At 69.2% G+C, this 14,303-nt stretch carries 11 protein-coding genes; 5 read left to right on the top strand and 6 right to left on the bottom strand.

Translation table 11 applies throughout. The features are described from left to right. Positions 1–24: 24 nt before the first annotated feature. Positions 25–777, bottom strand: coding sequence for a class I SAM-dependent methyltransferase (locus NLI01S_RS03550; RefSeq protein WP_067599070.1), 753 nt, complete (start codon positions 775–777; stop codon positions 25–27). A 516-nt stretch (positions 778–1,293) separates the two neighbouring features. Here NLI01S_RS03550 and NLI01S_RS03545 point away from each other — a divergent pair. Beyond that, entirely contained in the window at positions 1,294–1,599 is a 306-nt protein-coding gene (locus NLI01S_RS03545; RefSeq protein ID WP_067599065.1) for a threonine dehydratase, read from the top strand. Positions 1,600–1,686: 87 nt separating this feature from the next. On the opposite strand, the gene rpsN is transcribed toward NLI01S_RS03545, so the two are convergent. From rpsN to NLI01S_RS03525, 4 genes are read right to left on the bottom strand one after another with little or no spacing between them, the layout of a single operon-like run. Continuing rightward, positions 1,687–1,992 (bottom strand): 30S ribosomal protein S14, encoded by a 306-nt coding sequence (rpsN, locus tag NLI01S_RS03540; RefSeq protein ID WP_067599061.1) that lies wholly within the window; start codon positions 1,990–1,992, stop codon positions 1,687–1,689. Then, positions 1,992–2,228: a 50S ribosomal protein L28 gene (gene rpmB / locus NLI01S_RS03535; protein WP_067599058.1), complete on the bottom strand. Its 237-nt coding sequence runs from the start codon at positions 2,226–2,228 to the stop codon at positions 1,992–1,994. The genes rpsN and rpmB overlap by 1 nt, the downstream gene beginning before the upstream one ends. 16 nt (positions 2,229–2,244) lie before the next feature. Continuing rightward, positions 2,245–2,496 (bottom strand): 30S ribosomal protein S18, encoded by a 252-nt coding sequence (rpsR, locus tag NLI01S_RS03530; protein WP_067599055.1) that lies wholly within the window; start codon positions 2,494–2,496, stop codon positions 2,245–2,247. A 2-nt stretch (positions 2,497–2,498) separates the two neighbouring features. Then, positions 2,499–3,602, bottom strand: a complete 1,104-nt coding sequence (locus tag NLI01S_RS03525; protein WP_067599052.1) for a CobW family GTP-binding protein — start codon at positions 3,600–3,602, stop codon at positions 2,499–2,501. A 262-nt stretch (positions 3,603–3,864) separates the two neighbouring features. Here NLI01S_RS03525 and NLI01S_RS03520 point away from each other — a divergent pair, with 262 nt between their 5' ends. From NLI01S_RS03520 to NLI01S_RS03510, 3 genes are all read left to right on the top strand, one after another. Further along, complete coding sequence (locus NLI01S_RS03520; protein ID WP_067599049.1) at positions 3,865–4,260, top strand: Fur family transcriptional regulator; 396 nt, start codon at positions 3,865–3,867, stop codon at positions 4,258–4,260. Between the two features lie 69 nt (positions 4,261–4,329). Further along, positions 4,330–5,145 carry a 2,3-dihydro-2,3-dihydroxybenzoate dehydrogenase gene (locus NLI01S_RS03515; protein ID WP_067599046.1) on the top strand — a complete coding sequence of 272 codons (816 nt, stop codon included), beginning with the start codon at positions 4,330–4,332 and terminating at the stop codon, positions 5,143–5,145. 113 nt (positions 5,146–5,258) lie between these two features. After that, positions 5,259–5,861: an isochorismatase family protein gene (locus tag NLI01S_RS03510; RefSeq protein ID WP_067599274.1), complete on the top strand. Its 603-nt coding sequence runs from the start codon at positions 5,259–5,261 to the stop codon at positions 5,859–5,861. A gap of 48 nt (positions 5,862–5,909) precedes the next feature. On the opposite strand, the gene NLI01S_RS03505 is transcribed toward NLI01S_RS03510, so the two are convergent. Continuing rightward, the gene (locus NLI01S_RS03505; RefSeq protein WP_067599043.1) at positions 5,910–7,535 is read right to left on the bottom strand and encodes a (2,3-dihydroxybenzoyl)adenylate synthase; all 1,626 of its coding nucleotides are present in this window, start codon (positions 7,533–7,535) and stop codon (positions 5,910–5,912) included. 136 nt (positions 7,536–7,671) lie between these two features. Here NLI01S_RS03505 and NLI01S_RS03500 point away from each other — a divergent pair, with 136 nt between their 5' ends. Then, positions 7,672–14,232 carry a non-ribosomal peptide synthetase gene (locus tag NLI01S_RS03500; RefSeq protein ID WP_223809093.1) on the top strand — a complete coding sequence of 2,187 codons (6,561 nt, stop codon included), beginning with the start codon at positions 7,672–7,674 and terminating at the stop codon, positions 14,230–14,232. Positions 14,233–14,303: the final 71 nt, after the last annotated feature.

Here is a 14,303-nt window from a genome sequence, read left to right as displayed (position 1 = left end):
GTGCCGAGCCACCGAACGGCGGCCTCACATCCGATGATTCTCTTCGCGAAGAACCTTGAACAGGCCCGCCTCCGCCGGACCGTGGGGGACCACGAGCAGACCATGCGGGGTGGCTTCGGCATGGAGCGCCTGTTCGGAGAGCGTCCACCAGGCGTAGTGGATCTCGTCGCGACTGATGAGCCGGTCGCCTTCGTAGACCTCGTAGGTCATGTTCCAGGAGAGCTGTTCCGTACCGATCGGCTCCGCCTCGGCCCAGCCGACGTAGTGCCGCCCTCCGATGTGGAGTTCGGCCATCCTGGTGCGCCCGACACGTTCCGGCTCGACCGGTGCGGGCAGGTTGAGCAGGACGAACGCTCCCGGAGTCAGGCGGGCCACCAGGTCTTCCCAGAGCCGATCCCGCTCGTGCGGGCTGAAGTGGCCGATGAGGTTGGCCGCCACCACTCCGCCGAGCCGGTTCGGCAGCCGGGCCGAGAGTAGATCGTCGCCGTCCACGGTCACTCGCGGACGTAGGTGCGGGTCCTCGAACACCCGTGACAGCAGGACCGAGCGCAAGGGAAGCGACGGCTCGATCGCGAGGACGTGTGCTCGGGGAAGGGTGCGGGCGATGAGCCGTGTTCCCAGGCCGCCGCCGGCACCCGCGTCGACCACGGGTCCTGCGTCTGTGGGAAGGTCTCGCAGGGCGTCGGCGACCGTCGTGCCGTGGTGTTCCCACCACCCGGTGATCATCGGGTCGATGAACTGACCGGAGTGGTCGTAGGGATCGTCGTGTTCGGGCAACGTTCGTCTCCTTGGTCGTACCTGGGAAGTGGACGAGAGCGGTTGCTCGGTCTTCCCATCGATGGGTGTCGGTGGACAACGGTTGGAAGGGACTCTTGGTCGGTGGGTCGTTTCCGCCACCCCGGTTCCCTGGTCACGTCGAGCGGGCAGGGGCCGGGAGGGGAGGGGAGGGGAGGCGATCGCTGTCACCGTCCCGCCTCTGGTCATCGGCAAGGGGAAGGCGACCTCTTCGCGTGAGCCGAATCGAACACCCTTGGGCCCGTGTCCGATTCCGAAAAGATTTCCGGGGCAGGTGAAAAGCCGTTCTTGTTCGACGCTTCAAGCGGCGATGGAAACCATTGTCATGATCGCATCGATGCAGGTGATGGCTTTGCTTGGCCGTCGAACCCGTTCCGCTGTGCATGTCGGGGCAAAGTATTGTTTCCGTCTTCGCGGACCCTTGAAGGGCGGATGGCGAATGGATACGTTATTGCTGTTTTCGGGATCATCGTGAAGGAACCGTATTCGGGGGAGAGTATGGCGACCGCACATCTGACGCACCAGGGCCACGCACACGAGCATGGTGAGGGGTGTGGTCACGTCTCCGTGCCCCACCACGACCATGTGGACTACGTGCACGACGGGCATCTGCACCACGTCCACGACGACCACTGGGACGAGTGCTCCACCGAGGAACACGTCGCCCACGAGGACCACCCGCACGAGCACGGGGAGGGCTGCGGGCACGTGTCCGTACCGCACGAGGACCACGTGGACTACGTACATGATGGGCACCTCCACCGTCGGCACGACGACCACTGGGACGAACACCCCGCTTCCTGAGCACGATCGTGGTCGCGGGCCCCGGGAGAGGTGTACACCCGGGACCCGCGGGCCGGTCGGATCGCGAACGGCGGTCCCCGCCCGGGGTCACCAGCTCGACTTGGTGATCCCGGGCAGCTCCCCTCGGTGGGCCATCTCGCGGAAGCGAATCCGGGACAGGCCGAACCTGGTCAGGTGGCCGCGGGGTCGACCGTCCACCGAGTCGCGGTTGCGCACCCTGGTGGCGCTGGCGTCCCGGGGCTGTCGGCGCAGTTCGGTGACGGCGGCGGCGCGTTCGGCCTCGCCGGTGTGCGGGCTCTTGATGAGCCGCTTCAGCTCGGCACGGCGCTCTGCGTAGCGGGCGACGACCGCTTTGCGCTGTTCGTTGCGGGCGATCTTGCTCTTCTTGGCCATCAGACCCTTCCTCCTCGGGCGCGAATGTCGGCGACCACGCGTTCGATGCCTCGGGCGTCGACCACCTTCATCCCCTTGGTGCTGATCCGGAACTTGACGAATCGCCGTTCACTGGGCAGCCAGTAGCGCTTGTTCTGGATGTTGGGGTCGAAACGGCGTTTGGTGCGGCGGTGCGAGTGGGAGACGGAGTTACCGAAACCGGGTGCTTTTCCGGTCACCTGGCAGACACGGGACATGCTGGATTCCTCCTGGTCAGCTCTGTTTCGTCGAGGATGGGTAGGGCAGCAAGGCCATCTCGCGGGCGTTCTTGACCGCCGCGGCGATCAGGCGCTGTTGGCGTGCGGTCACGCGGGTGACCCGGCGGCTGCGGATCTTTCCCTTCTCCGAGATGAATTTGCGGAGAAGGGCGGTGTCCTTGTAGTCGACGCGGTCGGCGTCGCCCAACGGGTTGGCGAAGCGGCGTTCGCGGGGTGGCTTGAGGGTGCGGCGATGGCGGGTGGGCATGGTCACCTTTCTGAGAACTCGGCGAAGGGATCGTTCTGGAAGTCCTGGTCGGCTTCGGCGTCGGTGACCAGGCACGAATCCAACAGGGACAACAGGCGCCCGCTGTCCATACCGACCCCCGTGAAGGACAGGTGCTGGCGGCGATCGCCCACCACCGGGTCCCAGTCCAGGAGGGCGGAGGAACGCCGGGCGGGTGAGACCAGGTCCATGGCGGCGTCGGGGAGCGCGGCCATCCAGGGGCCGCCGTTCTCCACCATGAGCAGGTCCTGGTGGGAGTCCCACACCAGGAGGGTGTCGGGCTGACTGGCCAGCCAGAACCTGCCCCTGCCTCGCAGGCTCAAGGAGACGATCTCCTCCAACGCGTCGGAGAGCCGATCGGGGTGTAGCGGCCGGGTCCTGGACCAGGTCACCGAACTCACGCCCTGCTCTTCGGCGTGATCCGTGTACTGGGCCCAGGCCGGGTTGATCCGGGTATGGGTCGACTCGGGGTCGAAGCGTCCGCCGAGAAAGTCCTGGAGGTCCGAGCCCGAACGGACGATCGCGGCCGCGGGGTTGAGCTGTTGGAGCAGTGTCTGCGCATGACGGTCGGACCCCGCGCCGTGCAGGACGATCACGTTCGGGTACTCCACCTGCCGGTTGAGGACTTCGGCGACCGTGCGGGAGTCGTCTTGGGCGATGTCGAGTTCGCGGTCGCTCAGATCGTGGTCGCTGCCCAGGTCCACGGTCAGATGGGCGATGTCGACGGCGGTGGCGACGGTGACGAGGTGCAGCCTCTCCTGCGCGGCGATGTTCTCGGCGGTCAGCCGGGGCTCCACTCCGTCCCAGGACTCCACGACGCACAGGTCGTGTCGGCCGGCGTCCGCGGTGCGCAGGAGGAAGGGGATGAGGTCCTCACGCAGGGTGCAGGAGGCACAGGCGTGGTCGAGGTTCACCTGCTCGCTCCCAGCGGGGCCCGTGCGGTCGCGCACCACACGGTGTACGGCGCCGTCGCCGATGTCGTCCAGGTCGTGGTGTACGGCGATGGAGCGCGGAACGGTGGCCAGTAAGTCGTCCACGGCCTGACGTCGCGCGGTCGCGTGCAGCCCGGTGACCAGTGCGATGCGCATCGGGTACTCCTCTCCGAGGTGCCTTCTCCGGCTTGGAAATGAAAATCGTTTCCATACTCTACACAGTCTCGAGGGGGCTCGGTGCGCCCGTTCGGGGTGGAGGTGGTTCGGGCGGGCCGGTCCTCGCGCGTGCTACGGTACTGATAATCATTTTCATCTAATCGAGTCGCGTCTCCGGGAGTCCTCCTCGTGTGCGTAGGGCGATGCCGACACCGATTCGGCCGCTTGCCTCTGGTGACCCCACACCAGGCGGTCGACTGACATGGTCAACACACCCAAGTACGACGAAGCCGTGCTCCAGGTCCTGGACCGTAGTTCCCGCTTTCGCAGCTGTCGGGAGATCCTGCGGGACCTGGATCGGTCGCACTCCTGCGCCACGGGTCCGCCGAGCCTGTCCACCATCTACCGCACGGTCCACCGGATGTCCCAGGAGGGTGTGCTGGACACGATCCAGTCGCCCGAAGGGGAGCGTCTGTACCGGCGGTGTGGAACACCTGTCCGCCACTACCACCTCTTCTGTCGTGTCTGCGGTGAGGTGGAGGAGATCGCGCAGGTCGCCGAGATCGCAGCGGTCGTGGAGAAGATCCGCTGCCTGAGTGATTTCGCTCAGGTCGACCACACCTTCGAACTGACCGGTGTCTGTCCACGTTGTCTGTGATCGCGTGAGCCCGCCCTCGTTGGTCTTGGAGCTCCGGACGCGGCGCGGAACGCTCGTGAAGGGAGCGCTGTGACCTCTCATCCCGATAGACCGGGAAAGTCAGATGGATCCGACGAGGGTGTCGCCCTGGTCACCGGTGCCGCCGGAGGTATCGGTGCCGCCGTCGTGCGGAGCCTGGCGGCGGAAGGCCACACCGTCGCCGCGGTCGACCGCCGTGAGTCCCCGGCCCGACGGTTGGCGGCCGAACTCGAACACGAAGGCCACCGGGTGGTCCACTACGGCGTGGACATCGGCGACGAGGACGCCGTGGAACGGTTGGTCCACCAGGTGGAGCAGGGTCTCGGGCCGATCACCGCCGTCGCCAACGTCGCCGGTCTCCTGCGCCACGGGGCGACCTCGCACTTCCCGACCCGGCACTGGCACGAACTCTTCGCGAGCAACGCCTTGGGGGTTTTCAACGTCTGCCGTGCGGTCTCTTCGAGAATGGTGTCTCGCGGGCACGGGAACATCGTCACCGTAGGATCCGACGCCGCCTCGGTTCCCAGGGTGTCCATGGCCGCCTACGCCGCATCCAAGGCCGCCGCCACCCAGTTCACCATGTGCTTCGGCCTCGAGATGGCCCCTCACGGGATCCGGTGCAACGTGGTCTCTCCCGGCTCCACCGAAACACCGATGCGTCGGCGGTTGTGGGGCGATGGCACTTCCAGGGAGAGCCTCTCTCCGAACGGGCCGGACCTCACCGACTTCCGGGTGGATGTTCCCCTGGGGCGAGTGGCCGCCCCCGAGGACATCGCCGACGCCGTGGCCTTCCTCCTCTCCGCCAGGGCCCGACACATCACCCTGCACGACCTGCGCGTGGACGGCGGAGCCGGTCTCGGAGCCTGATCTCGACCAACGCGGCCGACCACGTGTGGGCCCTGCCCTGCCCCCGATCCCCACGCCTTCACACATAGAAGGAGACTCCTGTGTCCGCCCTGCCCTCCATCGAGCCCTATCCCATGCCGGGGGCTCCGTCCGCCGAACGGATGGACTGGAAGATCGACCCCGCGCGCTGTGTCCTACTGGTCCACGACATGCAGCGGTACTTTCTCGACGCCTTCACCCCGGGAAGTGAACCGGTCCCGGAACTGCTGGCCAACATCGGTGCCCTCCTCGACCGGTGCAGATCGAGCCGGGTGCCCCGGATCTTCACCGCCCAACCCGGTTCACAGAACGAACAGGAGCGTGGCCTGCTACGGGACCTGTGGGGAGAAGGGCTCAGGGACGATCCCGCGCACAGCGGGATCGTCGAGGACCTGGCCCCGACCCCGGACGAGGTGGTCCTGACCAAGTGGCGTTACAGTGCCTTCGTCCGTACCGACCTGGAGGAGCGAATGCGTGCCCTGGGACGGGACCAGCTGGTCGTGTGCGGTGTGTACGCCCACATCGGTGTCCTCATGACCGCCTGTGACGCCTTCATGCGGGACATCGAGGCGTTCGTCGTCGCGGACGCGGTGGCCGACTTCTCCGCTCGCGATCACGAGACGGCCCTGTCCTACGCCGCTCGCCGATGCGCCGTCACGGTGACCACCAAGGAGACCCTCGTCGCGTTCCAGTCCTGACCGGTGGTGGGGGCGGAAACCGCCCCGCCCCCACCACCGTCCGTTCTCCTAGGCCCCGGTCAGTTCCCGCCGGAGGCGTTTCTTGTCCACCTTGCCCACCCCGGTGAGTGGAAGCCGTTCCACCCGGCGTACCTCGTCGGGCACCTTGAAGGCCGCGACTCCACGTTCGGACAACTCCGCGCGCACCTCCTCCTTGGTCGGGCCCTCCTGCCCCGGAGCGACCAGGAGCGCCACCGAGCGCTCACCGAGCACCGGATCGGGAAGGCCCAGAACAGCGGCGGCCCGTACCCCCGGCAGGCCCATGAGAATCTCCTCGACCTCGATCGCGGCGATCTTCTCTCCCGCCCGGTTGATCTGGTCCTTGACCCGGCCCACGACCGTGAGGTCGCCGTTCTCGGACCGGGTGACGAGGTCTCCGGTGCGGTAGAACCCGTCCGGAGTGAAACACAAGGGGTTCAGCTCCGGCGCGCGGTAGTAGCCCCGGAGGGTGTAGGGGCCCCGGGTGAGCAATTCACCGACTGAGCCCGCGGGGAGCGGATCTCCCTGTTCGTCGACCACCAGGACCTCGTCGGCAGGGGAGAGCGGACGGCCCTGGGTGGTGCACACCAGGTCTTCGGGGTCGTCCAGGCCGGTGTAGTTGTTCAGACCCTCTGCCATGCCGAACACCTGTTGTAGACGGCAGCCCAGTGTCGGTCCCACACTGCGGGCGGTGGCCTCGTCCAGGCGTGCTCCTCCCACTTGGAGGACCTTCAGCGAACCCAGGTCCCGCTCCGACCTGCGGGCCTCGTCCAGCCATGGACCGACCAGGGCCGGGACGAGTGCGCTGATGGTCACCCGCTCGCGCTCGATCAGTTCGAACGCGGTCGTCGGACTCGGGTCCGGGCAGAGGACCACGGTGCCCCCGACCGCGAAGGTGCCCACGATGCCGGGGGAGACCATCGTGAAGTTGTGGGCGACGGGAAGGACGGCCAGGTAGACGGCGTTCTCGTCCACTCCGCTCGCCTCGGCCGAAGCCCGTGCGTTGTAGCGGTAGTCGGCGTGGGTCCTGGGGATCAGCTTGGGGGTTCCGGTGGTGCCCCCGGACAGCAGGAGCAGCGCCAGGTCGTCGGGGGAACGTTCCGAGGAGATGGACGCGGGGCGGGGTCCCTCGGAGGGGGTCAGGAGCGAGTCCCACGGCACCGCGGTGCCGTCCCCGGAGCCACCGGCCACCACCAGGTGCCGTACGGACGGGGCGGAGAGAGCGATCTTCTCGGCGACCGTCGATGAGGCCCTCGGTCCACGACCCGGGGCGACGATCATGGCGCCGGCCTCACCGATGCGCACCAGCGATTCCAGGTCCGCGGGGCCCAGCGCCGGTAGGGCCAGGATCGGTACGGCCCCGATCCGGAAGAGGGCGAAGACCGTGACCACGTACTCGGTGTGGTTGGGCAGTTGCACGAGGACGCGTTCGCCTCGACGGATCGGGAGTCCGGCCAACCCCGAGGCCAGACGGTCCACACGCGCGTTCAGCTCCGCGTAGGTCAGACGCTCCCCACCCGAGACCAGCGCCGGATGATCCGCCCTGTGGGCGGCCTGTTCTTCGAGCAGGTCGTCCAGCGATCCGTCCTCCCAGAAACCCTGCTCGCGGTAGTGACGGGCCGACCTCTCCGGTCGCCGCGGCCAGTCCTGTGACATCGATCCCTCCCGATTCCGCGGGGCCCGGGGTCGACCCCGGGCTCCCGCCGGTGCTATACATGGACATACCGACAATGAAAACGGTTTTCATTATTGCTTGTCGGATTCAACGTGACCACAGGGGGTGCGCGGTTCAGTGACCAGAGAAGCCGGACCGGTGATCGAGGCCATTCGCGAACAGGTGGCCGAAGTACTCGGAACCAGGGGTTTCGTCGACACCGACGACCTCTTCGAGCACGGGCTCGACTCACTCGGGATGATCCGGCTCTCGGGTGCCTGGAGGGAGAACGGATTCGACGTCACCTTCGCGGACCTCTCGGCCGTGCCCACGGTCGCCGCCTGGACCGCGCTGCTCCACCAGGCACACGCGGCCCACCTACCGGAGCCTTCGGGGAACGCCCGACAGCGGGCCGAGGGGGAACCGTTCCCGATGGCGACCATGCAGCACGCCTACTGGATCGGCCGGCAGGACGACCAACCCCTCGGCGCCGTGGCCGCCCACTTCTACACCGAGTTCGACGGCGCCGGGATCGACCCCGACCGCTTGGCGCGGGCGCTTCGGATCGTGGTGGACCGCCACCCGATGCTCAGGGCCCGATTCGACGACGACGGCCACCAACGTGTCGAACCCGTCGGGGCCGAACCCGTGGTCACCGTGCACGACCTACGCGATCTGCCCGCGACCGGGGTCGAACGGACCCTGGAGCGGATCAGGGAGGAGGCCACCCACCGACGCATGGACGTCGCCGCCGGCGAGGTCCTGGACATCGCCCTGAGCCTGCTCCCCGGGGGCGCCACCCGACTGCACGTGGATCTCGACATGATCGTCGCGGACGCACTCAGCCTTCGCGTGCTCTTGGAGGACCTGCGCGGCGCTTACCTGGGAGTGGACGCTTCGCCCCTGGAGTACGACTTCGCCGAGTACCTCGTCGACCGGCGTGAGCGCGGGCGCGAACAACGTGAACGGGCACGCGCCTGGTGGCAGACGCGCCTGCCGGAGATTCCGTCTCCGCCCACCCTGCCGGTCCGCCCCGACGCCGAGGCCCCGGCCCGTCCCACGGACCCCATGACCCGCTCCCGCCGTCTGCACCACCGGCTCACCCCGGAACGGGCGCGAGCGTTCGAGCGACGGTCCCGTGACTTCGGGATCACCCCCGCCGCCGCCCTGGCCACGGCCTTCGCCGAGGTGCTCGGCGCCTGGAACGCCGACCCGGCTTTCAGTCTCAACCTGCCGCTGTTCGACCGTGCGCCGTTGCACCCGCAGATCGACCGGCTCATCGGCGACTTCAGCAGTTCCGTGCTGCTGGGCGTGGACACCGGTGCCCCGATGACGTTCGTCGAACGTGCCCGCACCATCCAGGGCGACCTGCACCGTGCCGTCGACCACGGCGCTTATGGGGGAGTGGAGGTGCTCCGTGACCTGACCCGTCGCAACGGTGGAACCCCGGTACTGGCACCGGTGGTCTATACCAGCGCCATCGGGCTGGGGCCCCTGTTCACCGACGACGTCCAGGAGTGCTTCGGCCACCCCTCCTGGATCATCTCCCAGGGTCCCCAGGTCCTCCTGGACGCCCAGGTCACCGAACTCGACGAAGGACTACTGCTCAACTGGGACCTGCGTGCGCGCGCCTTCGAGCCCGGCACCATGGAGGAGGCCTTCGACTGTTACCGGGACCTGGTCGAGGGTCTGGTGGACGATCCGCGGGTGTGGGAGAGCCGCTTCGAGCCCCTCCTCTCGAACGCGCAGGTGCGGGCCCGAGCCACGACCGCCCTCGACCTCCCCGAACCCGCCCCTCGCCCGCTCCACGCACCCTTCTTCGCCCACGCGCGCACCCGTCCCGAGGACGTCGCCCTGGTGTCGACCTCCGGGGAGGCGCTCACCTACGGTGGCCTGGCCGATCTGGCGCTACGCGTGGCCGGAGCCGTCCAGGCCGGGGTGCCCGTCGGAGCGACCGTCGCCGTGCACCTGCCGCGGGGAGCGGACCAGGTCGCCGCGATCCTGGGGGTACTCGCCGCCGGCTGCGCCTACCTCCCGGTGAGTCGGGCCCAGCCCGTGGTGCGGCGCGACCGGATCCTGACGCTCGGCGCCCCCGAACTGGTGATCACCGACGCCCCCGACCTCCTGACCGGTTCCCAGGTGCCCGTCCTCACCGTCGAACAGATCCGGGACCTGGCACCGGGAACGGAACGGAACACGTCACCGGACTCCGTGGCCTACGTACTGTTCACCTCCGGATCCACCGGTCACCCCAAGGGGGTGGAGATCGAACACCGCTCCGCCGCCCACACCATCGACGTGCTCACCACCGCCCTGGGCGCGGGTGGAGACGACCGGGCGCTCTGCCTGGCCGAGTACGACTTCGACATGTCCGTCTTCGACCTGTTCGCGCCTTTGTCCGTGGGAGGTGCGGCGGTACTGGTCGAGTCGACCGATCGTCGTGACGCGGAACGCTGGGCCCGGGCCGCGTCGGAGGCGGCGGTGACCGTCCTCAACTGCGTACCCGCCTTCCTCGACATGCTCCTGTCGGCGGTGGAGACCGGTACGGCACCGATGCCGCCCCTACGGGCCGTGCTGTTGGGCGGTGACCGGATCCCGCCCGCCCTCGCGCACCGGCTGCGGACCCAGGCCCCCGAGTGCCGTTTCCTCGCTCTGGGCGGCATGACCGAGGCGGCAGTCCACTCCACCCTGTTGGAGGTCCACGACACCGACCCCTCCTGGACCTGCGTGCCCTGGGGGCTTCCACTGCCCGGAGTCTCCTGCCGTGTGGTGGACGTCCAGGGTCGCGACCGCCCCGACCTGGTCCCGGGAGAGTTGTGGGTCGCGGGCGCGGGGCTCGCCCGCGGGTACCGGGGAGACCCTGACCTGACCGCCGAACGCTTCGTCGCCGACCGCGGCCGACGCTGGTACCGCACCGGGGACTCGGCCCGCCACCTCCCCGACGGCTCCCTGGAGTTCCTGGGCAGGACCGACCACCAGGTGAAGGTCAACGGTGTGCGGATGGAGACCGGTGAGATCGAGGCCGCCCTGACCACCCATCCCGACGTTCGCGCCGCGGTGGCCGTCGTGCTCGACAGCCCAGCCCCCAGGCCGGCCGCCGTGGTCGTCCCGCGCAAGGCAGTCGGGAACGACATCACCGAACGGCTCCAAACGCTCGCCGAACACCTGCGCGCCCTGCTGCCCCCGGCGATGGTCCCCGAGCCGGTGCTGGAACTCTCCGAGGTCCCGCTGACCCCGAACGGCAAACCCGACCGCGCCGCCGTCGCCCGACTCCTACGGGAGCATCTCTCCGGCGGCACCGGTCGGCACGAGCCCCCTCAGGGCGAGCCCGAGGCCTTGGTCGCCCGGATCTGGTCCGAGCTGCTGGACACACCGGAACCGGCCCGCACGGACTCCTTCTTCACCCTGGGCGGCGACTCGCTCCTGGCCACGCGCGCCGTGGCCGCCCTCCGCCGCGCGGGCCACGTGGGGGCGCGTGTGTCTCGACTGTTCGCCCACCCGGTGCTCAAGGACTTCGCCGCCACCTTGACCGAACGCGGCGAGGCCACCGACGACCGGCGCATCCACCACGACGCCGACACGCGTCACGACCCGTTCCCCGCCACCGGGGTCCAACGGGCCTACCTGACCGGCCGCAGCCAGGACTTCACCCTGGGCGGGGTCGGCACCTACCACTACACCGAGTTCGACGGCGACGACGTCGACCTCCGGCGCATCGAACACGCCCTGGACCGTCTCGTGGCCCGACACGACATGCTCAGAGCGGTGTTCGACGCCGACGGGAACCAGCGGGTCCTGCCCGGCGCTCCGCCCGTACGCGTCCTGGTGACCGACGCTCGCGAACAGGATGATCCCGGGCCCGCGCTCGAAACCTTCCGCGACACCATGGCCCACCAGGTCCTGGACCCGACCCGGTGGCCGTTGTTCGACGTGCGCGCCCTGCGTTACACACGCGAGGGCGTCGAACGGGTCCGGCTCGGGGTGGGTCTGGACTACCTGGTGCTGGACGCACTGAGCATCATGACCCTCTACACCGAACTGGACCTGCTCTACCGCGAACCCGACGCGCGCCTGGAACCGGTGGACGTGACGTTTCGCGACTACCTCACCCAGGTCGAGACCGATCCCGACGCGGAGAAGCGCTCCCGCCAGTACTGGCGGGAGCGGATCACCGAGCTGCCTCCCGCTCCGGACCTGCCCCTGCGCGTGGACCCGGACCAGATCGAACGGCCCCGGTTCACCAGACGTTCGCAACGCCTGGACCCACAGGAGTGGAGTGCCCTCACCGAGCTGGCGCGCAGGGCCGCGATCACCCCCTCGACGCTGCTCCTGGCCTGCTACGGAGAGGTCCTGAGCGCCTGGAGCGGCCAGACCGACCTGAGCGTGACCCTCACCCTCTTCAACCGCCAGGACCTGCATCCTCACGTCGAACGTGTCCTGGGGGACTTCACCTCCCTCTCCCTGACCTCCTACCGGCGCCGGCCCGGAGAGCGCCCGATCGCGGCGGCCCGGGCGCTCCAACATCTTCTGGGCCAAGACCTGGACCACCGGGAGGCCTCGGCGGAATGGGTGCTGCGCGAACTCGCCCGGCATACCGGAACCTCCCGACCCGGGATCCCGGTGGTGTTCACCGGATCCCTGGGGGTGGGCTCGGGCGTGTCCATGGACCGGTCCGCCGAGTTCCCCCGACGGGTCTGGGGGCTGTCACAATCGCCGCAGGTCCACCTGGACAACCAGGTGATGGAGAGCGGCGGAACCCTGGAGGTCTCCTGGGACGCGGTCGAGGAGCTCTTCCGTCCCGGCGTGCTGGACGGCATGTTCGACGCCTACCTCGACATGTTGCGCACCCTGGCCCGAGAAGGGGAGCGGGCCTGGGACCACGCGGTGGCGACCCTGCTGCCCGAGGGACAGCGCCGATCCAGGGCGTCCGCCCACCGACCCGCGACGGACCCGCCCGCGGGCTTGTTGCAGGACGCCTTCTTCGACGGTGTCCCCCAACGCTCGGACACCCCCGCCCTCATCACGGACCAGGAGACCCTCACCCATGGTCAGGTCGCCGACCGGGCCCTGAGGATCGCCTCCGGTCTGACGGAACGTGGGGTTCGCGTCGGTGACGCGGTGGCGATCTGCCTGCCCAAGGGACCCGACCAGGTCTGCGCGGTCCTGGGAGCACTGGCCGCCGGAGCCGTGTACGTACCCATCGGGGTGGGCCAACCCGAGCTGCGCCGTGAACGCGTGCACCGGACGGCGGGCACGGCCTGGGCGATCGGTGACGGAACCGGCGCCCCACGATCGGTGACGGTGGCCGCCCTGCTGGAGTCCGCGCCCCTGGCGGCTCCGGTACGTCCCGACCCCGCTCAGGCGGCCTACACGATCTTCACCTCCGGCTCCACCGGTGAGCCCAAGGGCGTCGAGGTGAGTCACGCCGCGGCCCTCAACACCGTCGCCGACATCAACGAGCGCTACCGCATCGGCCCTCGCGACCGGGTCCTGGCCCTGTCCGCGCTCGACTTCGACCTGTCGGTCTACGACGTCTTCGGACTCCTGGGAGCGGGCGGCGCGCTGGTGCTGCCCGACGAGGAGGAGCGCCGCGACGCCGAACGCTGGCGCGCACTGTGCGCCGACCACGGGGTGACCGTCTGGAACACCGTCCCCGCACTCCTGGACATGCTGATCCTGGCCTCCCGCGAGGACGGGTTCCCCCATGCCCTACGGCTGGCCCTGGTCTCCGGCGACTGGGTCGGTACCGACCTGGCCCCCGCCCTGCGCCGGGCCAACGGCGTCGGCACGCACCTGGTGGCCCTGGGCGGGGCGACCGAGGCGGGGATCTGGTCCAACGCGTTCGAAGGTGGGCACGTCCCTCGCGGCTGGCCCTCGGTGCCCTACGGGTACCCCCTGCGCAACCAGTGCTACCGCGTGGTGGACCCCCATGGGCGGGGCTGCCCCGACTGGGTGCCCGGGGAATTGTGGATCGGTGGTGCCGGAGTGGCCCTGGGTTACCGGGGAGACCCCGAGCGCACCGCGGACCGCTTCGTCGAACATGAGGGACGACGCTGGTACCGGACCGGGGACCTGGGACGTTACCGACCCGGCACGATCCTGGAGTTCCTCGGACGTACCGACCGCCAGGTCAAGGTCGGTGGACACCGACTCGAACTCGGTGAGGTCGAAGCGGCCCTGGAAGCGCACCCGCACGTGCGCCGCGCCGCCGTGGTCGCCCTGGGGGAACGGGGCACCAGCACGATGGCGGCCTTCGTCGCCTCGGGCGCCGGCACACCCACCCCCGACGAACTCACCCGGCACATGGCCCGGTACCTGCCCGGCCACGCCGTTCCCGGACACGTGACGGTGCTGGACGAGCTCCCCCTCACCGGTAACGGCAAGGTCGACACCACGGTGTTGGAAGACTCGGCCTCGGCCTGGAACGGCCCGAACGGCGAACCCCTCACGGGCCCCACCGAGGAGATGCTCGCGCAGCTGTGGAGTGAGTTGCTCCAGGCGCCGATCGAGGACCGTCACGCCAACTTCTTCGTCCTGGGCGGGACCAGCCTGCTGGCCGTTCGGATGATGACCCTGCTGCGCCAACGGGTCGACGACCGGCTCTCGGTCCGCTCCTTCCTGGCCGACCCCACCCTGGCGGCCCTGGCCGACCAGGTCCGCGCCTACACCGGCGACGACGTTCGGACCGGGGTGATCTGACGCCGTTCGCCGATCCCCCACCGGGCCCGCCGCTCCAGCCCACGCCCAGGCGCACCCCCATCACTTCTTCG

Origin of the sequence: Nocardiopsis listeri NBRC 13360, from assembly GCF_001570765.1 — a bacterium.
GTDB lineage: Bacteria > Actinomycetota > Actinomycetes > Streptosporangiales > Streptosporangiaceae > Nocardiopsis > Nocardiopsis listeri.
This window is presented reverse-complemented; position numbering and strand designations above follow the sequence as displayed.